Below are 24,767 nucleotides of genomic sequence, written 5' to 3'. Positions count from 1 at the left end.
GGCTCAGGCAGTCAGGAACGCGGAGGCGCCGTTGTACGCGACGGTCAGCGGCGCATGGTCGGAAAAGCGCTCGTCCTTGTAGATGCTGGCCGCGCTGGCCTTGGCGGCGATGCCGGGGGTCGACACATGGTAGTCGATGCGCCAACCCACATTGTTGGCCCAGGCCTGTCCGCGGTTGCTCCACCAGGTATAGGCTTCGCCGGTGGTTTCCGGATGCAGCGCGCGGTAGACGTCAACCCAGCCGGTCTCGCCCAGCACGCGACTCATCCAGGCGCGCTCTTCCGGCAAAAAGCCGCTGTTCTTCTGGTTGGATTTCCAGTTCTTCAGATCGATTTCCTTGTGTGCGATATTCCAGTCGCCGCAGATCACCACTTCCTGGCCGCACTGGCGCAGCTTCTGCAGATGCGGCAGGAACACCTCCATGAAGCGGAACTTGGCCAGCTGCCGTTCTTCGCTCGATGAACCCGAAGGGCAGTACACCGAGATCACGCTGAGCTTGCCGAAATCGCATTGCACGTAGCGGCCCTCGGCATCGAATTCATGGCAGCCGAAGCCGATGGTCACCGCATCCGGTTCATAGCGCGAATACACGCCGACGCCGGAATAGCCTTTCTTCTCCGCATAATGGAAGTGGCCGTGGAAATTGTGGGGGCGCAGGAAATCGGGCGTCATGTCGGCGGCCTGCGCCTTCAGTTCCTGGACGCAGACGAAGTCGGCCGACTGCCTGTCCATCCAGTCGAAGAAGCCCTTTTTGCTGGCGGAGCGGATGCCGTTGAGATTGGCGGAAATGATCTTGAGCATGATTCTTTGCGTGACGATGAGGCCGCTAGAATAACTTATCCGGAAGGGGAATGATAAGGCCTTAGAATGTCAGGTTTTCCGGCCGCGCGAACCTGGTATGGGTAGCCGCCGGGCTTGTCATTTCTTTCATTTTTCGAGGTTTATCTTGAGCACACTGCGCCAGGAATTCATTGCCTTTTCCGTCTCGACCGGCGTTTTGCGTTTCGGTGATTTCGTCACCAAGGCCGGCCGCAACTCGCCTTACTTCTTCAATGCCGGATTGTTCAATGAAGGCGCGACGCTAGGCAAGCTGGCCGATTTCTATGCGCAGACGCTGATCGATTCCGGCGTCGAATTCGACATGCTGTTCGGGCCTGCCTACAAGGGCATCACGCTGGCGGCGGCCACCTCGGTCGCGCTGGCGAACAAGGGCCGCAACGTGCCTTTCGCCTACAACCGCAAGGAAGCCAAGGACCATGGCGAGGGCGGCACCATCGTCGGCGCCAAGCTGCAGGGCAAGGTTGTGATCATCGATGACGTAATCTCGGCGGGCACTTCGGTGCGGGAATCGGTGGACATGATTCGCGCCGCCGGTGCGACGCCCTGCGCGGTGCTGATTGCGCTGGACCGGATGGAGCGCTCGGGCAAGGATGGGGCGTTGTCCGAGAATTCGGCTGTGCAGGAGGTGACGAAGGCTTACGGGATGCCGGTGGTGTCGATCGGGAATCTGAATGACTTGCTGGAGTATATTTCTGCTGCGGGCGAGGGTGGGGAACTGGCCAAGTACAAAGATGCGGTTGCTGCTTATCGTGAGCGGTATGGGGTTGTCTGATTTTTTGGGCTGTCTTTTTTGTTTTCTCTTCGGTGACCCGGTGCGGCGGCTTCTCCGTTGAGGCTTGCCGGGACTGGCCCCGGCGGGCCACTTACTTTCTTTGCTCCGCCAAAGAAAGTAAGCAAAGAAAGGCGGCCCCGGTACGCAGCCCCTGCGGGGTTCCCGAAAAAGAAACGGGTGGCGCGGGAAGCGAAGCAAACTCGCCTGCGGCTCAGACAAGCTTCGCTCCTTTTCCGCGCCACCCGCTTCTTTTTCGGCTGCGCACAAGGGGTTGAAAACCTCAACCCATCCCCACCCTAACCCTCCCCTTGAAGGGGAGGGAACGGTAGTGCGCTTAACAGGCGAAGACTATGGGTCCAAACTTCGGGATTGTCCTACCGTCCAAATGATAGAGGCATAACTCACGACCACGATTCCCTCCCCTTCAAGGGGAGGGTTAGGGTGGGGATGGGGTAAAAGCTTTTCACCCCTTGTGCGCTTTCTTCGGGAACCCCGCAGGGGCTGCGCACCGGGGTCGCCTTCTTTTGCTTACTTTTCTTGGCGAGGCAAGAAAAGTAAGTGGCCCGCCGGGGCCAGACCCGGCAAGCATCCACAACGCGACTACCCCACCGGGTCACCGGAGAAAGATGGGAAGCCGCCTGGCAAACCTCACTCCGCCAACTTCTTCTTCAACAACTCCGTCAACTGCGCCGGATTCGCCTTCCCCTTGGTCGCCTTCATCGCCTGACCAATAATCGCATTGAACGCCTTCTCCTTGCCGGAGCGGTACTCTTCAACCGACTTCGCATTCGCCGCCAGCACCTCATCCACGATCTTCTCCAGCGCACCGCTGTCGGAAATCTGCTTCAGTCCCTTCGACTCGATGATCTCGTCGGCCAGCGCGGCATTACCGGACTTCGCTTCCCACATGCCGGCAAACACTTCCTTGGCGATCTTGTTGGAGATCGTGCCGTCCGCGATGCGCTGCAGCAGCAGGGCAAGCTGTTCGGCATTGACCGGCGATTCGGCGATATCCACGCCTTCGCGGTTGAGCGTCGACGACACGTCGCCCATCAGCCAGTTCGCCGCCGGCTTGGCCTGCTCCTTGCCGGCCTTGGCCACGACCGCTTCAAAATAGGATGCCATCGCCTTCGACTGCGTCAGCACCGCCGCGTCGTATTCCGGCAGGCCATAGTCATTGATGAAACGCTCGCGCATCGCACCCGGCAGTTCGGGCATGGTGGCCCGCACGCGCTCGATCCAGTCCTGCGCAATCACCAGCGGCGGCAGGTCGGGATCGGGGAAGTAGCGGTAATCCTGCGCGTCTTCCTTGCTGCGCATCGAGCGCGTTTCCTTGCGGTCCGGGTCGTACAGGCGGGTCTCCTGCACCACCTTGCCGCCATCCTCGATCAGCTCGATCTGGCGGCGCACTTCAAAGTTGATGGCTTCTTCCAGGAAGCGGAAGGAGTTCAGGTTCTTGATTTCGCAGCGGGTGCCGTATTCCTTCTGGCCGACCGGACGCACCGAGACGTTGGCGTCGCAGCGGAACGAGCCTTCCTGCATGTTGCCGTCGCAGATGCCGAGCCAGACCACCAGCGAATGCAAGGCCTTGGCATAGGCCACCGCCTCGGCGGCGCTGCGCATGTCGGGTTCTGTCACGATTTCCAGCAGCGGCGTGCCGGCGCGGTTCAGGTCGATGCCGGACATGCCCTGGTAGTCTTCATGCAGCGACTTGCCCGCATCCTCTTCCAGGTGGGCACGCGTCAGTTGCACGGTGCGCATTTCGGCCTTGCCGTCCTTTTCCAGCACGAAGGAAATCGTGCCGCCCTGGACCACGGGGATTTCATACTGGCTGATCTGATAACCCTTGGGCAGATCCGGATAGAAGTAGTTCTTGCGCGCGAAGATCGACTGCGGCGCGACCTTGGCGCCGATCGCCAGGCCGAACTGGATCGCGCGTTCCACCGCGCCCCTGTTCATCACCGGCAGCACGCCGGGCAGGGCCAGGTCCACGGGCGAAGCCTGGGTGTTGGGTTCGGCGCCGAAGCGCGTCGACGCGCCGCTGAAGATTTTGGATTGGGTCGAGAGCTGGGCGTGGGTCTCAAGACCGATTACGACTTCCCATTGCATGGTGTTGTCCTCTTGTTTGCTGGTGACCGGTGCCTGGCGCATTCGCTTGCCGTCAAGGCGCGCAGGTGCGGCAGGGCATTCATGTCATCCGTGTTTATTCGTCATACCGGCAGGTTCCGGTTTTCAGGTTGACCGACAGCTCGGTGAAATTGGGCCGCGATCCGCACAGCGCCGGACAGGTCGGCCGGATGTTGAGCGAATCGCCTTCGCGTTCCAGCCGTATCGTGCAGTTGAGCCTGCGGCCGAAATCGTAGCCGCGCTGGAAGCGCGCCTCCGCCGCATTCTTCAGGCTGACGCGCCAGGTCACGCGCGATGTTTCGTCGCGTACCTCGGCCTGCAGGCCGTCGTCCATGTCGATGCTGCAATCGAAACCATGGGTGCTGCGAAACAGCGACGACTCCCAGCGGAATGCCTCGATTGCATCGCCGCTGAGCCTGAACTCGCCGCTGTCGGCATAGATGGTCTTTTCATTCATCTCGCTGCGCGCCGCGCTGCAGGAAAAGCGCGTGTCGAGCTGCTGGGCCGATGCGGCTGTCGTGCCGGCGGACAGGCCAGTCATCAGCAATGCCAGTGCGGCGGCGCGCGGCGAGATCATCATACCCCCGCCGGTGCGCGCTGATGCCAGTCGGTCGCCTGCTGGTACTGATGGGCGACATTGAGCAGCTTCGCTTCCTGAAAATAGTTGCCGATGATCTGCAGGCCGACCGGGCGCTTGCCATTCTTGTCGCCCTGGCCGAAGCCGCAGGGAATCGACATGCCGGGCAGGCCCGCGAGACTGGTCGACAGCGTGAAGATGTCGGCCAGATAATTCGCCACCGGGTCATCGGCCTTGTCGCCGAGGTCCCACGCCACCGTGGGCGATACCGGCCCCATGATCACGTCGCATTGGCCGAAGGCGTTCTGGAAATCCTGCGCGATCAGGCGGCGGATCTTTTGCGCCTGCAAATAATAAGCATCGTAATAACCATGGGACAGCACATAGGCGCCCACCAGGATACGGCGCTTGACTTCCTCGCCGAAGCCTTCCGCGCGCGACTTGCGGTACATGTCGCCGAGATCCTTGTATTCCTTGGCGCGATGGCCGTAGCGCACGCCGTCGAAGCGGCTCAGGTTGGACGAGGCTTCCGCCGGCGCGATCACGTAATACACCGGAATCGAGAGCTCGGTCTTGGGCAGCGAGATGTCGACCAGCGTCGCCCCCAGCTTTTCGTATTCGGACAGGGCCGCGCGCACTGCCTGTTCGACATCGGGCGCCAGGCCCTTGCCGAAATATTCACGCGGGATGCCGATCCGCAGGCCTTGCAGCTTGTTGTTCAGGTCACGGTTGAAGTCTTCCCGCGGGCGCTCCAGGCTGGTGGAGTCGCGCGGGTCGAAGCCGGCCATGGCATTGAGCAGCAGGCCGCAGTCTTCCGCGGTCTGGGCCATCGGGCCGCCCTGGTCGAGCGATGATGCAAAAGCGATCATGCCGAAGCGCGAGACGCGGCCGTAGGTCGGCTTGATGCCGGTGACGCCGCACAGCGACGCCGGCTGGCGGATCGAACCGCCGGTATCGGTGGCGGTGGCGGCCGGAGCCAGGCGCGCAGCGATCGCCGCCGCCGATCCGCCGGAAGAGCCGCCAGGGATCGCATTCTTGTCCCACGGGTTCTTGACCGCACCGAAGTGGCTGTTCTCATTGGATGAACCCATGGCGAACTCATCACAGTTGAGCTTGCCGAGCGTGACCATACCTGCCGCACGGAACTGTTCGACGACAGTTGCATCGAAGGGGCTGACATAATTTGAGAGCATCTTCGAGCCGGCAGTGGAACGCCAGCCGCGCGTGACGAAAATGTCCTTGTGCGCGATGGGAATGCCGGTCAGCGGCGTCGTGTCATTTTTGGCAATGCGCGCATCGGCTTCCGCGGCCTGCTGAAGTGTCAGGTTGTCATCGACATGGATGAACGCATTGAGGTCGCTCTGCCCGATGCGGTCGAGGAACAGCTTCGCCAGTTCGGTAGCGGAAACCTGTTTTGCCTGCAGCAGCGCTGAGAGTTCTTTGAGAGTCTTGGTATGCATAGTTGGGCTGGCCGGTTCGATGTGAACCGGCGGGAGATCCGGCAAGGGTTATTCGATGACTTTCGGCACGAGATAGAGGCCGTCCTGTGTTGCCGGAGCAACTTGCTGGTAATCGTCGCGGCGATTGGGCTCAGAGACTTCGTCTTCGCGCAGGCGCAGGGCTACATTGTTCTGATGGGCTGCGATCGGATGATTGAGCGGTTCGACGCCGCTGGTGTCGACGGCGCGCATCTGCTCGACAAGCGAGAAGATGCCGTTGAGCTTGTCGAGGGTTTTGCCGGCCTGGGTTTCTTCCAGGTCGAGCTGCGCAAGGCGTGCCAGGCGCTTAACATCATTGAGGTCGAGTGACATGATTGACAGTAGGAACACGCCGTTGTCGGGCAATATTTTCAGGAAAACAAAATGTGTTTTTGTTGTGGCAAAAACTTGTCAAAAGCCTTGGTAAATGCGTGTATCACGCCCGCTTTTTGAAGTTTCCCGCAACTAATTTCGGTTAAATTATAAGGTAGAATGACGGGTTAATACCTCGGTGGCGGGCAGGCTTCGCCCTCATGCCGAAAGGGGTTTTTACCACAATGACCATCGCGCCACCGTTGCGCTTCAGGACAATACATGTTTGGATTTTTACGCAGTTATTTTTCTAACGACCTGGCGATCGATCTGGGCACTGCCAATACACTGATCTACGTACGCAACATGGGCATCGTGCTGGACGAGCCTTCGGTCGTGGCGATCCGCCAGCAGGGCGGCCCCAATGGCAAGAAGACCATTCAGGCGGTGGGCAAGGAAGCCAAGCAGATGCTGGGCAAGGTGCCGGGCAATATCGAAGCCATCCGTCCCATGAAGGACGGCGTCATCGCAGACTTCACCGTGACCGAGCAGATGCTCAAGCAGTTCATCCGCATGGTCCACGACTCCAAACTGTTCAAGCCTTCCCCGCGCATCATCATCTGCGTTCCCTGCGGTTCCACCCAGGTCGAGCGCCGCGCGATCCGCGAATCCGCGCTCGGCGCTGGCGCATCCCAGGTCTACCTGATCGAGGAGCCGATGGCGGCGGCGATCGGCGCCGGCCTGCCGGTATCGGATGCGACCGGTTCGATGGTGGTCGACATCGGCGGCGGCACCACCGAGGTGGGCATCATTTCGCTGGGCGGCATGGTGTACAAGGGTTCGGTGCGCGTCGGCGGCGACAAGTTCGATGAAGCCATCGTCAACTACATCCGCCGCAACTACGGCATGCTGATCGGCGAACAGACCGCCGAACTGATCAAGAAGGAAATCGGCTCCGCCTTCCCGGGCTCCGAGATCAAGGAAATGGAAGTCAAGGGCCGCAACCTGTCCGAAGGCATTCCGCGTTCCTTCACCATTTCGAGCAACGAGATCCTCGAAGCGCTGACCGACCCGCTCAACAACATCGTCTCCGCCGTCAAGAACGCGCTCGAGCAGACGCCGCCGGAACTCGGCGCCGACATCGCCGAGAAGGGCATGATGCTGACCGGCGGCGGCGCGCTGCTGCGCGATCTCGACCGCCTGCTGATGGAAGAGACCGGCCTGCCCGTGATCGTCGCCGAAGATCCGCTGACCTGCGTGGTGCGTGGTTCCGGCATGGCGCTCGAGCGCATGGACAAGCTCGGCTCGATCTTCTCCTACGAGTAATGCTTTACCTGCGTGTCCTGCCTGGCCTTCAACGCTGCGCAGGACACGCCGGCGGACAGACGTTTCTTGTCATTTCCCCGGAATATAGTTAGCCCCTGATGGAATACAGTCCACCGCCACTCTTCAAGCAAGGCGCCTCCGCGCGCGTCAAAGTGGTGTTCTTCTCCCTGATTGCCCTGGTCCTGCTGATTGCCGATGCGCGCCTGCGCGCCATGGGCACGATTCGCCAGCTCGTCGGCACCGGCCTCTACCCGCTGCAGGTCGTGGCGCTGCTGCCGCGTGACGCGATCTACATGGTCGGCGACTATTTCTCGACGCTGGCATCGGTGCAGCGCGAAAACAGCTCGCTCAAGCAGGAACAGGTCGCCAATGCCCAGACGCTGCAGCAGGTGCAGCAGCTGCAGGCCGAGAATACGCAGCTGCGCAAGCTGCTCGATGCGAACGAGCGGCTGCCGGTCAAGTCGGTGATGGGTGAAATTCTCTACGATGCGCGCGACGCCTTCACCCGCAAGATCATTCTCGACCGCGGCAGCCGCAACGGCGTCCGCCCCGGGCAGCCGGTCATCGACGATATCGGCGTGGTCGGACAAGTGACCCGGGTGTTTCCGTTCACTTCGGAAGTCACGCTGCTGACCGACAAGGAGCAGGCCATCCCGGTGCAGGTGGTTCGCACCGGCTTGCGCAGCGTCGTCTACGGCCAGGGCCATTCCGGTTCGCTGGACCTGCGCTTCATGCCGGTCAATGCCGATATCAAGAATGGCGACGTGCTGGTCACCTCCGGCATCGATGGCATTTACCCGGCCGGCCTTGCGGTGGCGAAAGTGGAGCAGGTCGAGAGCAAGTCGTCCGATGCCTTCGCCCGCATTGTCTGCCTGCCGATCGCAGGCGTCGACCGCAATCGCCAGCTGCTGGTGCTGCTGACGGAGCAGAACCTGCCGCCGCGCCCGGAGCCGGACAATCCAAAAGAGAAGGGCAAGGCCGGCAAGCGTCATGGCGACGCCGGCAAGGAACAGCCGCCGGCGGACGCTGCGAAAGACGCGCCCAAACCCGCAGCCGCAGTTGCAACTCCGGCAGGAGCGCCGGCAGCGCCAACTGCCGCTGCCGCGCCGGGGGCAAAGCCGCCCGCAGCGGGTGCTGCAGCTGCACCGGCGCCGCAGAGCACAACCGCTCCCGCCAAGCCTGCAAGCAACGCCGTCCCGGCACCTGCGAACAGGCCCGCACCGAACCAGGCCGCACCTGCCGGTACGGTCTCGCCGGCCACGCCAGCCAACAAGCCGGCAGCGCCGGCAAACGCTGCGGCAAGCCCGGCAGCTCGGGCCGGAACCCCGGCTGCCACGACGCCGGCTGCGACGGCCGCAGCGCCTGCGCCTTCGTCCGCCGCGCCGAACAGGACGGCTCCCGCGACCAACACCCAAACCAATACACAGACCAATACTGACGCCCCGGCGCAGAAGGCCACGCCATGAACAGTCCGCATTACATCCTGTTGCCGGCCAATCCGCTGTTTATCGCCGCCAGCATCGCGCTGGCCTTCCTGCTGAACCTGCTGCCATGGGGGCATTGGGTCGGCGTGCCGGATTTCGTCGCGCTGGTGCTGGTGTTCTGGAGCATCCATCAGCCGCGCAAGGTCGGTATCGGCATCGCCTTCATGATGGGACTGCTGATGGATGTGCATGACGCCACGCTGCTCGGCGAGAATGCCTTGTCCTACACCTTGCTGTCTTATTTTTCGATCATGATCCATCGGCGCGTGCTGTGGTTCAGGATGGGAACGCAGGCTGCCCACGTGCTCCCCCTGCTTTTATTTATGCAGGCGGTGCAACTTGTGGTGCGCATGCTGGTCAGTGGAAAGTTTCCGGGATGGATGTACTTCCTCGAAAGCCTGGTTGCCGCCGCATTGTGGCCTGTCGTTTCAGCCATTCTGCTGGCACCCCAGAGACGGGCGATCGACCGCGACGATACGCGTCCGATCTGAGATTGGAAGATGCGCGCCCTGGCTGCCGGCCTCGAACATTGAATGCAACAGCGCTCTCGCGGGCGCCTTTCTCCCCGCATCATTGCTGCTTGCAATGCTGTGGAACTGGCAAGTGTGATGGTGCCGGCGCCATGACGGCGCTGGCACAAGATGGAACATGACCGAATTCAAAAACACAGAACGTGAAGTGCACCTCTTTCGCCTGCGGCTCTCGGTCGCCGGCGTGTTCGTGCTGATCTGTTTCGGCCTGCTGGTCTCGCGCTTTGTCTGGCTGCAGATCGTTCGCCATAATCACTATCAGGCGCAGGCCGAAGACAACCGCATCTCGGTCGTGCCCGTGGTGCCCAACCGGGGACTGATCCTCGACCGCAACGGCGTGGTCCTGGCGCGCAACTTCTCCGCATACACCCTTGAAATCACGCCTTCCAAGCTCATCGAACCGCTCGATGTCGTGATCGGCAACCTGTCGACCCTGGTCGACATCCAGCCCAAGGACCGCCGCCGCTTTCGCCGGCTGCAGGAAGAAGCAAAGAACTTCGAAAGCGTGCCGATCCGTACACGCCTGACCGATGAAGAGGTGGCCCGCTTCACCGCCCAGCGCTACCGTTTTCCCGGCGTCGAGATCCAGGCGCGTCTGTTCCGCCAGTATCCGCTCGGCGAGACCGCCTCGCATGTGATCGGCTATATCGGCCGCATCAACCGGCGCGACGCGGAAAAGATTGCCGACTCCGAAGATGCCGCCAACTACATGGGCACCGACTATATCGGCAAGGAAGGCGTGGAAAAGAAGTATGAAAACGTCCTGCATGGCGTTACCGGCTATGAGGAAGTCGAAGTCTCGGCCGGCGGACGCGCGGTGCGCACGCTGTCGCGCACTCCGGCCACGCCGGGCAGCAACCTGGTCCTGTCCATCGACATCGAGCTGCAGAAGATCGTCGAGGAAGCCTTCGGCGACCGCCGCGGCGCGCTGGTGGCGATCGAGCCGGCAACGGGCGACGTGCTGGCTTATGTCTCCAAGCCCACCTTCGATCCCAACCTGTTCGTCGACGGCATCGACCAGCTGAGCTGGGACGAGCTGAACACCTCGATCGACCGTCCCCTGCTGAACCGTCCGCTGATCGGCACCTATCCGCCGGGCTCGACCTACAAGCCCTTCATGGCGCTGGCGGCGCTGGAAACCGGCAAGCGCACCCCGGCCAACGCGATTTCCGACCCCGGCTATTTCTGGTTCGGCAATCACAAGTTCCGCGACGACAAGGTGGACGGCCATGGCGTGGTCGACATGTACAAGTCGATCGTCCAGTCATGCAATACCTACTACTACACTCTGGCCAACGATCTTGGCGTCGATACCATCCATGACTTCATGAAGCCCTTCGGTTTCGGCCGTCTTACGGGTATCGACCTGGAGAACGAGCGAGCCGGCACGCTGCCTTCGACCGCATGGAAGAGGGCGGCCTACAAGCGTCCCGAACAGCAGAAGTGGTACGCCGGTGAAACCATCTCGATCGGCATCGGACAGGGCTACAACGCCTTCACCCCGCTGCAGCTGGCGCACGCCACGGCCACGCTGGCCAACAACGGCATCGTGATGAAGCCGCATCTGGTCAAGACCATCGAAAACAGCATCACCAAGGAAAAGGCGCCAGTCATCAATGGCGAGAGCGCGCGGATCAAGCTGAAGCAGGAAAACATCGACTTCGTGAAGAAGGCATTGGTCGGCGTGACCCGCGAAGGTACCTCCGCGCGCGTGTTCGCCGGGGCGCAGTATGTATCGGCCGGCAAGACCGGAACGGCGCAGGCGATCGGCATCAAGAAAAATGAAAAGTACGACGCGAAGAAAATGGCGGAGCACCACCGCGACCATTCCTGGTACATGACATTCGCGCCGGCCGACAATCCGACCATTGCGCTGGCCGTGATTGTCGAGAATGCCGGCTTCGGTGCCCAGGCCGCTGCGCCGATCTCGCGCATCGTGCTCGACTATCATCTGCTGGGCAAGCGCCCCGACCCGGCGCAGGACAAGACCGCGCCGGTCCTCAACGATGGCCACGCCCCTGCCCAGCCCGCGCGCGCGCAGCCCAGGCCGGAACAGTCGGTCCGCCAGGGCGCGCCGGCCGCAGTCATTCCCGTTTCGGCGACAGCCAAGGAGCACGCGCACTAATGGCTACCATGCAATTCAGTAACGAACGGCCAGCGGTCTGGCCCATCATCAAGCGCTACATCATGGTCTTCGATGTGCCGCTGACGCTCACGCTGTTCCTGATTCTCTCGGTCAGCTGCACCGCCATGTTCTCGGCGGGCATGGACGCGCCCGGCCGTTTCGAAGACCACCTGCGCAATACCATCGTTGCCTTCGTGGTAATGTGGATCGCCGCCTGCGTACCGCCACAAATCCTGATGCGCTTCGCGGTGCCGCTGTACACGGTCGGCATTGCCTTGCTGGTTGCTGTGGCGATGTTCGGCATCGTCAAGAAGGGCGCGCGCCGCTGGGTCAATGTCGGCGTCGTCATCCAGCCGTCGGAAATCATGAAGATCGCCGTGCCGCTCATGCTGGCCTGGTTCTTCCAGAAGCGCGAAGGATCGCTGCGCTGGCAGGAGTTCCTGCTCGCCGCAATCCTGCTTGCCATTCCGGCGGCATTGATCATGAAGCAGCCCGACCTGGGGACGGCGACGCTGGTGATGGCTGCCGGGTTCTATGTCATCTTTCTTGCCGGCCTGTCGTGGAAGGTCATTTTCGGTCTGGCGATCGCGGGCATGGCGAGTCTGCCAGTGGTGTGGTCCATGATGCACGATTACCAGCGCCAGCGCGTCATGACTCTGATCGATCCCACCACGGACCCGCTGGGCAAGGGCTTCCACATTATTCAGTCGATGATTGCGATCGGTTCCGGCGGCATCACCGGAAAGGGCTGGCGCAGCGGTACGCAAGCCCACCTCGAATTCATTCCCGAGCGTACCAGCGACTTCCTGTTCGCCGTCTTTTCCGAAGAGTTCGGACTGATCGGCAATTGCGTGCTGCTGGTGCTGTACCTGATGCTGATTGCGCGCGGACTGTTTATCGCCGCCAATGCGCCGACGGTGTTCAGCCGCCTGATGGCAGGCGCGATCACGATGATTTTCTTTACCTATGCGTTCGTCAACATGGGCATGGTCAGCGGCATTCTGCCGGTGGTCGGCGTACCCTTGCCGTTCATGAGCTATGGCGGAACGGCGTTCGTGACGCTGGGCCTCGGCATGGGCATCCTGATGAGCATCCAGCGCCATCGCAAGCTGGTGCAAAGCTGACGACGGCAGCTGCACAAGAAAAACCGGTCGCCTGACGGCCGGTTTTTCTTTCAAAAGCAACAAAAATATTCCGTCCTTGCAGCAAATCCATTGCCGAGGCAAACTGTTGCCGATTTGCAGTGACATAGAGATATGTCACTGCACTAGCGCAGTTCCAGTATGACTGTATGCCGATGGTGTGCTTGAACCTGCAGGAGCGCATCGGCGCGTCTTGTCAGGCAGGCAATCCGTTCCGGTATTGTTTCGTCAGTCACGCTGAAACTGCTCTTGCGACAGACCTCCGCTTCCGCAACGCCAGTTCGAGCGCAACGTTACACCTCGGCGCTCCATCCGCTGGCTTCGGTCGTCGCATCCCTTCAATAAAAAGCCTCAGGGAGAAAGCGATGGACCCGCGAATGCCGCATCCTCGTTACCAGCGTATTGCCAAATCCATTGCGGCCTGCTTGCCGCCTCTGCTGCTGATCGCCTGCAGCAGTACACCCATCAATACCCAGCCGGCGGCGGAAGCCGCACCGGCCAAACCCCAGTCCATCGCGCGCAGCGGCACGCCATTGCCGGCTCTTCCGCCCGCCGGCTCGGGCAGGGGAGGTTATTACAAGGATGACGGTCCCGGCGACTCGCCGCCGGAAGGCCTGCTCGACACGCCGGATGCCGAACCGAAGATCGAGCCCTACTACCCGCGCAACATGCGTCCCTATGTCGTCTTCGGCAAGACCTATGTGCCCATCTCCGACGAAAGGCCGTTCAGGCAGCGCGGTATCGGCAGCTGGTACGGCAAGAAGTTTCACGGGCAGAAAACCTCCTCCGGCGAGCTGTACGACATGTACAAGATGACGGCGGCGCATCCGACGCTGCCGATTCCCTCGTATGTCAGGGTGACCAACGTCTCGAACGGCAGGCAGGTGATCGTGCGCGTCAATGACCGGGGCCCGTTCCATTCCAACCGCATCATCGATCTTTCGTATACGGCGGCGCTGAAACTTGGTTATCTGGGCAGCGGCAGCAGCGAGCTTGAAGTGGAGCGCCTGCTGCCGGAAGAGATTATCCGGATGGCTTCCGCAAGGAATAATCCGGTTCCGCAGGCAAGCAGCGTACCGGCAATGCAAGCATCTCCAATGGCCGTGTCCGGTGCCGTCGTGACCGCTGCGGCCACCACGGCAGCTGTGGCTCCCTTGGCTACTTCAGCAACGGAGGCACGTCCCGTGCTGGTATCGAATAACATTTCCACCTTCACCTTGCCCGACGTCCCGGCAACTGCCGCACCGGCCCCGGCAAGCATGGCAGTCAATGGCGCGGTGCAAACCATCTCCGCGCCTGGCGCCAAAAACGCCACTACCGGGTACTACCTGCAGCTGGGCGCCTATTCGCAGGCCTCCAATGCCGAAGCGGTGCGCATGAAATTGGCGCAGGCCGCCACCGGAGTGCCGATGGAAGTCATTGTCAGCGGCAATATCCATCGTCTGTATGGCGGTCCTTTCGCCAGCAGATCGGAAGCCGCCGCGGTGGCTGCCCAGGTCCAGGAAGACGCCGGCATCAAGGCCATGATCGTGCAGCGCTGACCGCCGCCTTGCAACTGCATGTCCGGACACCGGGCGGCTTCAGGCATCCTGCTTCAATTGCAGCGCGCGCTCGTACAGCGCATTCTTTTTCTTGCCGCTGATCTGCGCCGCCAGTGCGGCCGCCTGCTTCACGGGAAGTTCGGCAAGCAGGACGGAGAGGATGCGGTCGGTTTCGGCATCGTCTGCCGAGGAAGCGCCGGCGGCGCCCTCGACCAGCAATACGTATTCGCCCTTTTCCCGGTTCGCATTCGCCGTGACCCAGGCGCTGGCATCCTGCAGCGGACAGCGGTGGATTTCCTCGAACAGCTTTGTCAGTTCGCGCGCAAACACGACCTGGCGATCCGGCCCGAGCACCTTCGCGAGGGCTGCCGCGGTTTCCGCAATCCGGTGCGGCGCTTCATAGAAGACCAGCGTGGCGGTGACGCCCAGCAGTTCCTGCAGCGACTGTTCACGCTGCTTCGCCTTTGCAGGCAGGAAGCCGACGAAGTAAAAGCGCTCATGCAGCAAACCGCCCGCCGACAGCGCGGTGACGGCCGCCGACGCGCCGGGCAAGGGCATCACGCGCAATCCTGCCGCGCGCACGGCATCCACGATGCGCGCGCCGGGATCCGAGACCGCGGGCGTGCCCGCGTCCGAGACCAGCGCAATGCGCTGCCCCGCCTGGAGGCGGGAGACCAGCTTCTCGGCCGCCTCCCGCTCATTGTGCTCATGTGCGGCGATCAGTTCCTTGGACAGGCCGTAACGCCCCAGCAGATGAGCGGTATTGCGGGTGTCTTCACAGGCAATGGCATCCGCGATCGACAGTACATTGAGAGCGCGCAAGGTGATGTCGCCGGTGTTTCCGATGGGAGTGGCGACCACATATAATGTAGACAAAGGATAAACTTGCTGCGACACCTCCTGCATGATGGATGGAAAAGGCGGCGAATTTGGCAGGGTAGATGTCATGGGGGGAAAGATGTTGAGCCGTTGGGCAGGATCGGGCGTGCTGGCATGGATGCTGGGTGGATTTTGCCTTCCCCTGTCCGCAAACACAACCGTCAACCTTCTCTCTCCTGTCGCCGATGCTGCGCATGCGCCTTATCGGCAGCCGGCTCCTCTGCAGATTGCGCAAACCGACTTGTCCATCCCGCGCGATCCGCCACCTCTCCCGGCACCAAAACCTTTGCAGATCGCACTCTTCCTGCCCATCTCTTCCGACATCTTTCGCCAGGCGGCGGATGCCGTCCGCGCCGGCATGCAGGCGGCCCACGAACATGAACCGGATGGCGTCGCTATTCAACTCGTCGACAGCGGCGATGTCGCACAGGAAGTCGTCGAACGCTACCGCATCGTCGCCGGGCAGGCCGATCTCGTGGTGGGCCCGTTGTCGCGCAGCGCTGTTGCGGCGCTGGCGCAGTCCGGCAACATCAGCAGGCCGACAATCGCATTGACAGCGCCGGACACCCAGCCCGAGGCCTCCGCTCCCTTGCCATCCCGGATGCTGGTAATGGGACTGGCCATCGAGGACGAAGCGCGGCAGATCGCAGACTGGGCCGGCCGCGACAATGCCGGCAAGAAGGCGGTGCTGCTGCATGCGGGAGCGTCATGGCAGCGACGCGCCGTCAAGGCGTTTGAAGTGCAGTGGCTGAAACAGCAGAAACAGCAGAAGCAGCAAAGTGAGCTGCAGACAGTCGAACTTGCATCGAGTGACGGCTTTGTTAACGGCAGAACGCTGCTGCAGCTGAAAAAGGAACTTGCCGATGTGCCGGCCTTCATTTTCGCCGCACTGGATGCGCAACAGGCTCGCCAGGTACGCGCCGTCATGGGCCCGCAGATGCCGCTGTATGGCACGTCGCAGCTCAACCCCGTTCCGTTTTCCGGTCGCGATACTGCGGAGCGCATGAGCGACATGGATGGCATCCGACTGCTGGACATTCCTTGGCAGATCGATCCGGAACACCCCGCGGTTGCGATCTATGCAAGGCCAACCGCAGCAGCAGATTTGCCGCGCACGGCGGATATGGAACGGCTGTATGCGCTGGGTATCGACGCCTACCGCGTCGCGCGGGAAGTCGCCGCGCAACAGAGTGAATTCGAACTGGATGGCGTGACCGGCCGGCTGACGGTGCAAGTCTCGTCGCAGCAGGCGCGGCTTCAGCGCAGCGCGGAGCGCGCCGTCTATCGCAGCGGCAGCGTCGTTCCGCTGGAGGCGCAGCGCTGATGCCGCTGTTCAAACGTGTTGCAACACGCACCAGCAAGCAGCTGGAAGGCGATGCAGGCGAGACCCGCGCGCTGGCCTATCTCGAGCAGCAGGGCCTGTCGCTGCTGCAGCGCAATTTCCGTTGCAAGGGCGGGGAAATCGATCTCATCATGAAGGACAATTCCGTCCTCGTGTTCGTGGAGGTCAGGAAACGTGCGCCCGGCCGCTTCGGCGACGCCGCGGCCAGCGTAGGACATCGGAAACAGGCACGGCTCACCATTGCGGCACAGGTATATCTCCAGTCATTGCGTACCGTGCCGCCATGCCGGTTCGATGTAGTTGCCATCGATGGTGAACGCTTGAACTGGATTCGCAATGCCATCGAATCCTGAACCGCGTTTCCACTTTCCCATCACCTTGCGTTGAAGCAGGCATTTCCATTCTTTCCATGGGTAACACAGGCAGGACTCCGCTTCCTGCCTGCACTATAATCCCCTGCATCATGACAAACCAACGCATCCAGGCGCACTTCCAGGAAAGTGCCGAACTCAAGCAGCGCGCCGCCGCCGCGCTTTCGCAACCCATTGCCGAAGCCGTGGAACTCATGTTCTCCGCATTGTCTAACGGCAACAAGATACTTGCGTGCGGGAATGGAGGATCGGCGGCGGACTGCCAGCATTTCGCCGCCGAACTGGTCGGCCGCTTCGAGCGGGAACGCCTGCCGCTGCCGGCGCTGGCGCTCACCACCGATACCTCGATCATGACCGCGGTCGGCAACGACTATAGCTTTAATGACATCTTCAGCAAGCAGGTGCAGGCTTTCGGCCAGGCGGGCGACATTCTGCTGGCGCTGTCGACTTCCGGCAATTCGGCCAATGTGCTGGCGGCGGTGGAAGCGGCGCTTGAACGCGACATGCGCGTCATTGCCCTGACCGGCAAGGGCGGCGGCGCCATCGGGCGGCTGCTCACCGATGCCGACGTGCACATCTGCGTGCCGCACGACCGCACCGCGCGCATCCAGGAAGTGCACTTGCTGACCATTCATTGTTTGTGCGACGGCATTGACGTCGCTTTATTTGGGGAGGAACCGGATGAATAACTGGACGCGCTTCACACGTCCGCTTGCCGCGCTCGTATTGTGCGGCACCGTGGCAGCCAGCTTGCAGGGCTGTGTAGAAATGGCCGTCGGCAGCGCCGTCGTCGGCACGCTGGCGGCGACAGACCGCCGGACTTTCGGCGCGCAGACCGAGGACAAGGCCATCGTCTTCAAGGGCGAGGGACGCGTCTCCAGCCTGGTCGGCAATGCAGGGCATGTCAATGTCGCCAGCTTCAACCGCAAGGTGCTGCTGACCGGCGAAGTCCGCGATGAAGCCATGAAGGCTGCCGTCGAGCGCGAAGTCAGCGCCATCGAAGGCGTACAGTCGGTTGTGAACGATCTGGAAATCGCCGGCGTCTCGAGTTTCACATCGCGCTCCAACGATTCGCTGCTGACCGGAAGGGTCAAGGCTGCGTTCGTCGATACGCGCGACCTGTATGCCAATTCCATCAAGGTGGTGACCGAACGCGGCATCGTCTACCTGATGGGCCGGGTCACGCAGCGCGAAGGCCAGCTCGCCGCCGAAGTCGCCAGCAACATCAGCGGCGTGCAAAAGGTGGTGAAGGTGTTCGAATACATCTCCGAAGAGGATTACCGCCAGCTGACGAAAACTTCGGACGCGCAAAGCAGGTAGGCATTGACCAGGGCAATGCGCACTTCCGGCAGTTGCCGCAGTTTCCACAGCGGGCCGCAAATCTCACCGGTTTGCGGCTTTTTTCATTCGGAGAACTGACATGGAAAGCATTATCGCCGGCGTACTGCTGGCGCTCCTCATCCTTTCCTGGGCTGTCGGCGCCTACAAGCGCCTGCTCGTCCTGCAGCGGCAGGTACGGGAAGCCTTCACCAGGCTCGGGAGCCCCTTGAAACAACGCCATGAGCATGTCCCGGTTCTTGTCGAGACTGCGCGCGCCTATCTCAACGAGGAAAGGGACTTGATGGAAAGCGTGATCAAGGCACGCAACCAGGCACAGGAAGCACTTGCTGCCCCAGCCGTGTCGCCCTTCAGCCGGGATGCGGTGCTTCACCTGGCGAAGGCGGAGGGAGAACTCGATATCGCACTGGGCAGCCTGTTCACGGCCTGCAGAAGCAAGGGCAATCTCGCCGTCAATGCGCCGCTCGCCAGTCTGGTCGATCAGATGGCGGCGCTGAACACGCAGATCGGCTTCCTGCGTGACGCCTATAACGACAGTACCCAGCATTACAACACCGTCCGCAAACTCTTTCCCGGCGTACTGATCGCCATCATCTTTGCATTCACACCGGCTGCCCCGATGGGCCTGATCCAGGTCCGGCGCAACCAGGTCTGATGCCTGGACGATCGCCAGCCGTGCCTTGCCGGCGCATTCTCGCTAACGGGATTATCATCTGCCTTCCGCTGTGCATGCGCGCATAAGCGCGTTCGCACCCATTCGATTCCTGCCCAACAGTCTCCGATCATGATGCGACGAAACGTACTCAAAATACTTGCCGGCATGGCACCGGCATTGCTGCTTGCCGCCATGCCCGCGCATGCCGCCGAAGAAACGAAAGTGGTCTATCACCTCGCCGACGGCATCGACCAGGCGGCCAGAGCGATGGGCAACATCCGCAATCATCTGCGTGCCGAGCCGGCCACCCGGATCGTTGTCGTTGCCAACGGCGACGGCATCCGTTTCCTGCTGGCCAACGCCAAGGAGCGCAGCGGCAAGCCGTTCGACGCACAGGTCAAGGCCCTGGCGGAGCAAGGCGTGGAGTTCCGCGTCTGCGGCAATACGCTCACTGCCCACGATGTGCCGGTGTCGCAGTTGTTGCCCGAAGCCAAGATCGTTACGGCAGGCGTGGTGGAACTGGCGCGATTGCAGGCCAAGGAAGGCTACGTCTATATCCGTCCCTGAGACAACAAACGCAAGGCACGGAGCCGCCGGGAAGGCATGAGACTATAATGTCCTTGTTTATCAACGCAAAATCGACGCCCGCCATGAACGCCGCATCCTCTTCCCCGCCGCGCAACCGCACCTGGATCAAGCTCCTCGGAGCGGTCATCATCGCGGCCCTTGCCGTGACCGGTTATTTTTCCCTGTCCAGCACGAAGGCCGCACCGGATGTGACCTTCAATGCCATCAATGGTCAGCAACTGACCATGCAGAGTCTGCGCGGCAAGGTCGTCATGGTGAATTTCTGGGCAACCAGCTGCACGACCTGTGTCAAGGAAATGCCGCACATGGTGCAGACCTATGAAAAATACAAGGGCAAGGGACTGGACTTCGTGGCCGTGGCCATGAGTTATGACCCGCCAAACTACGTGCTCAACTATGCGCAGACGCGCAACCTGCCTTTCCATGTCGCGCTCGACAGCAAGGGCGACGTGGCCAAATCGTTTGATGACGTCAAGCTGACGCCGACGACTTACGTGATCGACAAGAAGGGCAACATCATCAAGCGCTATGTAGGCGAACCGGATTTCGCCGCCCTGCACCAGTTACTGGAAAAAGCGCTGGCTGCCTGATTTCCCGGACAGATGAAGCACAATAAAAAAGCGCCTGACGGCGCTTTTTTATTGTCGGTCATTCTTCTCTCCGATTCGCCCCTTTGATTTCGGATTGGTACCGCCGCCGATACAAAGCCCATCAATGAGTCGCTTGAGCATCCGCATTGTCTTCCGGCGAAGATGACGCGGCGCTGAGCCTTGGCTTCAATTGCTGCCATTCCTTGCGCGGAAAGGGTTCGTCGTGTCCGCTGAAGTAAAGCGTCAGCGAGGTCAGCCATTGCTGGGTCGGAGCGGGATGCACATAGGGTGCGGTCAGCAGAGCCAGCGCGCTGAGCACCACGCGCACCGGATTGAACACCTGCTTTCGCAGCGTCGTGCCGGCGACCCAGATGAAGCTGATGCTGACGGCCGCGCCCAGCATACAACCGGCGATGACTTCCGATGCGGAGTGGGCATGCACCGCAATGCGGGAGATACCGACGACGGCGCCGAAGCCCAGACCGAAGATCGCGCCGAATGCGCGCAGGGGCCGGGGCGCTTTTTCCAGCATGAGGTAGAAGAGCACCGGCAGCACTGCGGTCGCGCGCATGGCGTGGCCGCTGAAGCCGGCGAAGTCGATGGAACGGATGCCAATGCCCCAGCCGATGAAAGCCATCTTGGTGGCAATGACGACCGCCATGCCCATGGCGAACAGCAAGCTCCAGCACAAGGCTAGCTTGTTTTCATTTTCAGCAAGCAGCCATGCCGAAATCGCCAGTGCGGCGAACGAGGTGATGGTGACATCGCCAAATCGAGTAATTTCATTCCAGTCAATCATAGATACCGATAGGGCAGATGCATCAAAGAGAAGTTCATGATCATTTGTAACCGGGTTGTTACGCGAGGCGCCGAGCGAGAAGGCTGGTGCATTCCCTGAAAGGTATATACCCATTCCCATTCGCATCGGAAAGCGCCGCTACGCTTCTTCGGGCAAGCGCCGCCATGCTCGGGTCGCTGAGGCGCTTCCGTGCATGGTAAAGAAATTCTCTGCGATTCACTTCAGGGACTTATTAATTCTGCTCAAGGCAGCAACAGGCAGCGGCGAATGCGTGGTGGTTTGGAGACATCGGCACGCCTCGCGAAACGCCGGCGTGCCGAAAGAGATGGGAAGAGGAATGAGTCAGACCACGCCGGCGCCATGCGCCTGCTGGTCCGCATGGTAGGAACTGCGCACCATCGCACCGACAGCGGCATGAACGAAGCCCATCTTGTAGGCTTCTTCTTCGAACATCTTGAAAGTGTCGGGATGCACATAGCGGCGAACCGGCAAGTGATCGCCCGAGGGCATCAGGTACTGGCCGATGGTAAGCATGTCGACATTGTGCGCGCGCAGGTCGCGCATCACTTGCAGGATTTCCTCGTCGGTCTCGCCGAGGCCGACCATGATGCCGGACTTGGTGGGAACTTCCGGATGCAGTTCCTTGAAGCGCTTGAGCAAGTTCAAGGAATATGCATAATCCGATCCGGGGCGGGCTTCCTTGTAAAGGCGCGGCACGGTTTCCAGATTGTGGTTCATCACATCCGGCGGCGCGGCCTTGAGGATTTCCAGCGCGCGGTCCATGCGGCCGCGGAAGTCGGGTGTCAGCACTTCGATGCGGGTGATCGGCGACAGCTCGCGCACGCGGCGGATGCAATCGGCGAAATGGCCGGCGCCGCCATCGCGCAGGTCGTCGCGGTCGACCGACGTGATCACCACATAGCTGAGCTTGAGCTGGGCAATCGTCTTCGCAAGATTCTCCGGCTCGTTCGGATCGAGCGGGTCGGGGCGGCCATGGCCGACATCGCAGAACGGGCAGCGGCGGGTGCACTTGTCGCCCATGATCATGAAAGTCGCCGTGCCCTTGCCGAAGCATTCGCCGATGTTCGGGCAGCTGGCTTCCTCGCACACCGTCACCAGCTTGTTGGCGCGCAGGATGTCCTTGATTTCGTAGAAGCGCGTGGTCGGCGATGCCGCCTTGACCCGGATCCAGTCCGGCTTGGCGAGCTTTTCTGCCGGAATGATCTTGATCGGAATGCGGGCCGTCTTGCCAGCGCCCTTCTGCTTTTCGCTGGGATTGTAAGCAGGGGCCGGGGTGGCAAGGGCTTCTTTTTCGGTAGTCATCGTGCGGGTCGCTTTGTCGGTTGTGGTATGTCAGCTGGCGCGGTCGGCGCCGGGACGACAGAGTAAGAGTTCAGGCAGTCAATAATTCGGTCAGCTTGCCGGCGAGCCGGGACCGGACTTCGGTCAGCGGCGCTTCGATTCCGGCGGCCTTCATGTCCACCGTGGCCAGGCCTTCATAACCGCAGGGATTGATCCAGGAAAAGGGAGCAAGGTCCATCGATACATTCAGCGAGACGCCATGGTAGGTGCAGCCGTTTCCGCGCACCTTCAGGCCGAGCGCCGCAATCTTGGCGCCTTTCCAGGGCCCGTCGGCCATGTAGATGCCGGGCGCGCCGGGCTTGCGTTCACCGCAAAGATTATACGCCTGCAGGGTTTCGATGACCGACTGCTCGATTTTCTGGACGAACTCGCGGGCGAACAGCCTGGCGCCGGGCCGGCGCCGCAAATCCATGAGCAAATAGACAATCGCCTGGCCGGGACCGTGAAAGGTGACTTCGCCGCCGCGGTCGGTCTGGATCACGGGAATGCCGTGGGCGTCCAGCACATGCGAAGGATCGGCGCCGAGACCGAGGGTATAGACCGGCGGATGCTCGACCAGCCACAATTGGTCCGGCGTATCGGCATGGCGGGCATCGGTGAAGGCGCGCATGGCCGCGAACGTGGTCTCGTAGGATTCGATGCCGCGCTCGACCAGGTGCGGGCGGCGCAGGGAAGGCAGCGTGGCGGTCATAGGGGAATCGTGTAGAAGTGGTTCTGGTCCTTGTGGGGAGAATTGTCGATCGCCTTGAGGATGGTGGGATCGATCTCCCCCTGGTGCGGATCGAACAGGCCGCACAGGCGCATGGCCTTGCGCACGTCGATGGACTTGCCCAGGAATTCGAACACGACCCGGGCGCAGGCGATCGAGCGCTGGCTGCTGGCGGCGACGCCCAGCATCAGGCCCGACAGGCGCGCCACCTTGTTCTTGTAGGTCGGGAACAGGATGGTCTGGGCGATCTCGTTGCCGGTCAGCGACTCGTAATCGATCAGGAAAATGCGGTCGTTGAGATAGAAGGTGCCGCCGACATACTTGCACTTGTAGGTCTGGTCGAGATTGGCATGCTGCGGAAAGCGCTCCAGCCGCTCATGATAGACCGCGCCGTCATGCAGGAAGATATGCACCAGTCCGCGCAGCACCTTGCCCGGCGCGCTCATCGACTTGTAGTACTCGTAGTAGTAGCCGAGGTACTTGTCGAACTTGCCGGTGCTCTGATGCTGCAGGAGCGCGATATGGTCGCTGAAGACCGTGCGCTCGGTGCGCTGCTTGGGGCGGACCTGCACGATCTGATGAAAGTGCTCGCGCGGAAGATAGATTTCAGCCGGCTCCACGCCGAAGAAGTCGCAGATGCGCTCCAGCGTATGGCTCGAAGGCTTGCTGGTGCCGTTCAGGTAGCGGTTGAACTGGGCGCGATTGAGGTTGAGCTTGCGGCAGACGTCGGCGACCGACCGATAGTAGCTGCACAGCATGCGCAGGTTTTCGCAGAATTCCCGCTGCGCGGGGTGCGCCGCCCTGACGATGGAGGGGGAAGTGTTTCCGGGTGCCAAGAATTTTCCTGTTTCTAAAGCCGTGTATAAGCAACGTGTCGCTGGTTGACGCTATATTAGCATCAACCAGCATCAAGTCGCGCCAAATAGCGAAATGGCATTTAGGACAATTTCTCCCTAAAGTTGCGATCCAAGTTGCATGCGCCTTTTCACCATGAAGGCAATTAAAAAAGCAGGAAAACAACCAACGCATGCCGACGAAGCAACCGCATCATGCACAACCGGCCACGAACCGGCAGCGCGCGAGGCGGGTTGACCTCAAAAAGGAGACACCATGACTACCGTAGAAGATTACATTCTCGGCAACGGCGCATTGCACGACCGCTTTTTCGCCACCACCGAGATTCTCGCCAAGCTCGTTTCGAGCGCCCCCCGTTCCGTCAGCATCACCCAGCTCGAAGAAGAAACCGGCCGCCCGGCCCGCGAGCTCGCCAAGCTGTGCGCGGGACTGGTCCGTTCCAGTCTGCTGATGCCGGATCCGCGCGCGCCCGAGCGCTGGATGCTGACCTGCGATGCCAGCATGGTCACGCTGGAAGACGTGTTCCGCTGCGTGCTGGCCGAGCAGCAGACACGCAAGGCACCCGGCAAGGCTGGCGCGGACCGCACGCCGAACGATGTCGACCTGCTGGTCATGCAGGCGATGATTGCGATAAATCAAAGCGTGTTCAAACATTTGCGCCAGTTTTCACTTGACCGGCTGAAAATCAGCGCAGCCGGCATGTTTCCAGCCCCGCGTCGCACATCCCGTCCCGCATTCACGGGCAGTTCGTTTGACGTGGCGCTGACATAGAACCATCTGCCGGCCGGCTCATCGGCCTGACGAGCTTTGCAGCACCATTACCTGTTCAATCTTAGGAGGCAACACCATGCAGTTCACTACAAAAATGATTCCGTTGGCCGGTGCAATCGCTTTCGCCTTCGCAGGCGCAGCTTCGGCACAGGAACAGGTCGTCAAGATCGGCCACGTCGGCCCGATCTCCGGCGCCATCGCACACCTGGGTAAAGACAACGAATACGGCGCCCGCATGGCCATCGATGAACTCA

At 61.3% G+C, this 24,767-nt stretch carries 25 protein-coding genes and 1 pseudogene; 16 read left to right on the top strand and 10 right to left on the bottom strand.

The genetic code is table 11. From position 1 onward, the window contains the following. Nucleotides 1-3: 3 nt before the first annotated feature. On the bottom strand, nucleotides 4-801 hold the full coding sequence (locus tag FH061_RS00135; RefSeq protein ID WP_151631785.1) for an exodeoxyribonuclease III: 798 nt from the start codon (nucleotides 799-801) through the stop codon (nucleotides 4-6). A gap of 145 nt (nucleotides 802-946) precedes the next feature. Between FH061_RS00135 and pyrE the strand changes: the two genes are divergently transcribed. Then, the gene (gene pyrE / locus FH061_RS00130) at nucleotides 947-1,612 is read left to right on the top strand and encodes an orotate phosphoribosyltransferase (RefSeq protein ID WP_151631783.1); all 666 of its coding nucleotides are present in this window, start codon (nucleotides 947-949) and stop codon (nucleotides 1,610-1,612) included. A 648-nt stretch (nucleotides 1,613-2,260) separates the two neighbouring features. Here the strand turns inward: pyrE and gatB are convergent. The 4 genes from gatB to gatC all read right to left on the bottom strand — a co-directional run bounded on the left by gatB (nucleotide 2,261) and on the right by gatC (nucleotide 6,127). Continuing rightward, nucleotides 2,261-3,721, bottom strand: coding sequence for an Asp-tRNA(Asn)/Glu-tRNA(Gln) amidotransferase subunit GatB (gene gatB / locus FH061_RS00120; protein WP_151631779.1), 1,461 nt, complete (start codon nucleotides 3,719-3,721; stop codon nucleotides 2,261-2,263). A 94-nt stretch (nucleotides 3,722-3,815) separates the two neighbouring features. Further along, nucleotides 3,816-4,319, bottom strand: a complete 504-nt coding sequence (locus FH061_RS00115) for a hypothetical protein (RefSeq protein WP_151631777.1) — start codon at nucleotides 4,317-4,319, stop codon at nucleotides 3,816-3,818. Beyond that, the gene (gene gatA / locus FH061_RS00110) at nucleotides 4,316-5,776 is read right to left on the bottom strand and encodes an Asp-tRNA(Asn)/Glu-tRNA(Gln) amidotransferase subunit GatA (protein ID WP_151631775.1); all 1,461 of its coding nucleotides are present in this window, start codon (nucleotides 5,774-5,776) and stop codon (nucleotides 4,316-4,318) included. The genes FH061_RS00115 and gatA overlap by 4 nt, the downstream gene beginning before the upstream one ends. Nucleotides 5,777-5,824: 48 nt before the next feature. Next, nucleotides 5,825-6,127 carry an Asp-tRNA(Asn)/Glu-tRNA(Gln) amidotransferase subunit GatC gene (gene gatC / locus FH061_RS00105; RefSeq protein WP_151631773.1) on the bottom strand — a complete coding sequence of 101 codons (303 nt, stop codon included), beginning with the start codon at nucleotides 6,125-6,127 and terminating at the stop codon, nucleotides 5,825-5,827. 261 nt (nucleotides 6,128-6,388) lie between these two features. Here gatC and FH061_RS00100 point away from each other — a divergent pair, with 261 nt between their 5' ends. The 6 genes from FH061_RS00100 (at nucleotide 6,389) to FH061_RS00075 (ending at nucleotide 14,254) form a co-directional block, all read left to right on the top strand. Continuing rightward, nucleotides 6,389-7,432: a rod shape-determining protein gene (locus FH061_RS00100; protein WP_151631771.1), complete on the top strand. Its 1,044-nt coding sequence runs from the start codon at nucleotides 6,389-6,391 to the stop codon at nucleotides 7,430-7,432. Between the two features lie 98 nt (nucleotides 7,433-7,530). Continuing rightward, a complete protein-coding gene (mreC, locus tag FH061_RS31715; protein ID WP_151631769.1) occupies nucleotides 7,531-8,898 on the top strand; it encodes a rod shape-determining protein MreC in 1,368 nt (455 codons plus the stop codon). Further along, nucleotides 8,895-9,407 (top strand): rod shape-determining protein MreD, encoded by a 513-nt coding sequence (gene mreD, locus FH061_RS00090; protein ID WP_151631767.1) that lies wholly within the window; start codon nucleotides 8,895-8,897, stop codon nucleotides 9,405-9,407. The genes mreC and mreD overlap by 4 nt, the downstream gene beginning before the upstream one ends. Nucleotides 9,408-9,564: 157 nt before the next feature. Further along, nucleotides 9,565-11,571 carry a penicillin-binding protein 2 gene (gene mrdA / locus FH061_RS00085; protein ID WP_151631765.1) on the top strand — a complete coding sequence of 669 codons (2,007 nt, stop codon included), beginning with the start codon at nucleotides 9,565-9,567 and terminating at the stop codon, nucleotides 11,569-11,571. Continuing rightward, nucleotides 11,571-12,695: a rod shape-determining protein RodA gene (gene rodA, locus FH061_RS00080; protein WP_225984419.1), complete on the top strand. Its 1,125-nt coding sequence runs from the start codon at nucleotides 11,571-11,573 to the stop codon at nucleotides 12,693-12,695. The genes mrdA and rodA overlap by 1 nt, the downstream gene beginning before the upstream one ends. A 395-nt stretch (nucleotides 12,696-13,090) precedes the next feature. Beyond that, complete coding sequence (locus FH061_RS00075; protein WP_151631763.1) at nucleotides 13,091-14,254, top strand: septal ring lytic transglycosylase RlpA family protein; 1,164 nt, start codon at nucleotides 13,091-13,093, stop codon at nucleotides 14,252-14,254. A 39-nt stretch (nucleotides 14,255-14,293) separates the two neighbouring features. On the opposite strand, the gene rsmI is transcribed toward FH061_RS00075, so the two are convergent. Then, nucleotides 14,294-15,202: a 16S rRNA (cytidine(1402)-2'-O)-methyltransferase gene (gene rsmI / locus FH061_RS00070; RefSeq protein ID WP_404822392.1), complete on the bottom strand. Its 909-nt coding sequence runs from the start codon at nucleotides 15,200-15,202 to the stop codon at nucleotides 14,294-14,296. A gap of 10 nt (nucleotides 15,203-15,212) precedes the next feature. On the opposite strand from rsmI, the gene FH061_RS00065 reads away from it, so the two are divergent. The 7 genes from FH061_RS00065 to FH061_RS00035 all read left to right on the top strand — a co-directional run bounded on the left by FH061_RS00065 (nucleotide 15,213) and on the right by FH061_RS00035 (nucleotide 20,017). Continuing rightward, a complete protein-coding gene (locus tag FH061_RS00065) occupies nucleotides 15,213-16,457 on the top strand; it encodes a penicillin-binding protein activator (RefSeq protein ID WP_192804827.1) in 1,245 nt (414 codons plus the stop codon). After that, on the top strand, nucleotides 16,457-16,828 hold the full coding sequence (locus FH061_RS00060) for a YraN family protein (protein ID WP_151631758.1): 372 nt from the start codon (nucleotides 16,457-16,459) through the stop codon (nucleotides 16,826-16,828). The genes FH061_RS00065 and FH061_RS00060 overlap by 1 nt, the downstream gene beginning before the upstream one ends. A gap of 110 nt (nucleotides 16,829-16,938) precedes the next feature. After that, complete coding sequence (locus FH061_RS00055) at nucleotides 16,939-17,535, top strand: phosphoheptose isomerase (protein WP_151631756.1); 597 nt, start codon at nucleotides 16,939-16,941, stop codon at nucleotides 17,533-17,535. After that, complete coding sequence (locus FH061_RS00050; RefSeq protein ID WP_151631754.1) at nucleotides 17,528-18,166, top strand: BON domain-containing protein; 639 nt, start codon at nucleotides 17,528-17,530, stop codon at nucleotides 18,164-18,166. Before FH061_RS00055 ends, FH061_RS00050 begins: the two co-directional genes overlap by 8 nt. 100 nt (nucleotides 18,167-18,266) lie before the next feature. Next, nucleotides 18,267-18,839: a LemA family protein gene (locus FH061_RS00045; RefSeq protein WP_151631752.1), complete on the top strand. Its 573-nt coding sequence runs from the start codon at nucleotides 18,267-18,269 to the stop codon at nucleotides 18,837-18,839. A gap of 132 nt (nucleotides 18,840-18,971) precedes the next feature. Then, nucleotides 18,972-19,406, top strand: a complete 435-nt coding sequence (locus FH061_RS00040) for a DsrE family protein (RefSeq protein ID WP_151632890.1) — start codon at nucleotides 18,972-18,974, stop codon at nucleotides 19,404-19,406. Between the two features lie 83 nt (nucleotides 19,407-19,489). After that, the gene (locus FH061_RS00035; RefSeq protein WP_151632888.1) at nucleotides 19,490-20,017 is read left to right on the top strand and encodes a TlpA family protein disulfide reductase; all 528 of its coding nucleotides are present in this window, start codon (nucleotides 19,490-19,492) and stop codon (nucleotides 20,015-20,017) included. A 121-nt stretch (nucleotides 20,018-20,138) separates the two neighbouring features. On the opposite strand, the gene FH061_RS00030 is transcribed toward FH061_RS00035, so the two are convergent. The 4 genes from FH061_RS00030 to FH061_RS00015 all read right to left on the bottom strand — a co-directional run bounded on the left by FH061_RS00030 (nucleotide 20,139) and on the right by FH061_RS00015 (nucleotide 23,723). Continuing rightward, the gene (locus FH061_RS00030; protein WP_151631750.1) at nucleotides 20,139-20,816 is read right to left on the bottom strand and encodes a phosphatase PAP2 family protein; all 678 of its coding nucleotides are present in this window, start codon (nucleotides 20,814-20,816) and stop codon (nucleotides 20,139-20,141) included. A 342-nt stretch (nucleotides 20,817-21,158) separates the two neighbouring features. Continuing rightward, nucleotides 21,159-22,139, bottom strand: coding sequence for a lipoyl synthase (gene lipA, locus FH061_RS00025; RefSeq protein WP_151631748.1), 981 nt, complete (start codon nucleotides 22,137-22,139; stop codon nucleotides 21,159-21,161). A 70-nt stretch (nucleotides 22,140-22,209) separates the two neighbouring features. Continuing rightward, a complete protein-coding gene (lipB, locus tag FH061_RS00020; protein ID WP_151631746.1) occupies nucleotides 22,210-22,869 on the bottom strand; it encodes a lipoyl(octanoyl) transferase LipB in 660 nt (219 codons plus the stop codon). Further along, entirely contained in the window at nucleotides 22,866-23,723 is an 858-nt protein-coding gene (locus FH061_RS00015; RefSeq protein WP_225984418.1) for a helix-turn-helix domain-containing protein, read from the bottom strand. Before FH061_RS00015 ends, lipB begins: the two co-directional genes overlap by 4 nt. A 274-nt stretch (nucleotides 23,724-23,997) precedes the next feature. Between FH061_RS00015 and FH061_RS00010 the strand changes: the two genes are divergently transcribed. Next, the gene (locus FH061_RS00010) at nucleotides 23,998-24,513 is read left to right on the top strand and encodes a hypothetical protein (protein WP_151631744.1); all 516 of its coding nucleotides are present in this window, start codon (nucleotides 23,998-24,000) and stop codon (nucleotides 24,511-24,513) included. 76 nt (nucleotides 24,514-24,589) lie between these two features. Next, nucleotides 24,590-24,767: pseudogene (locus FH061_RS00005) on the top strand (branched-chain amino acid ABC transporter substrate-binding protein); the annotation flags it as partial.

The sequence above is a fragment of the Noviherbaspirillum aerium genome (assembly GCF_008929045.1).
Lineage (GTDB): Bacteria > Pseudomonadota > Gammaproteobacteria > Burkholderiales > Burkholderiaceae_D > Noviherbaspirillum > Noviherbaspirillum aerium.
The sequence above is the reverse complement of the archived record's forward strand: the minus strand, read 5'-3'. Positions and strand labels throughout refer to the sequence as shown.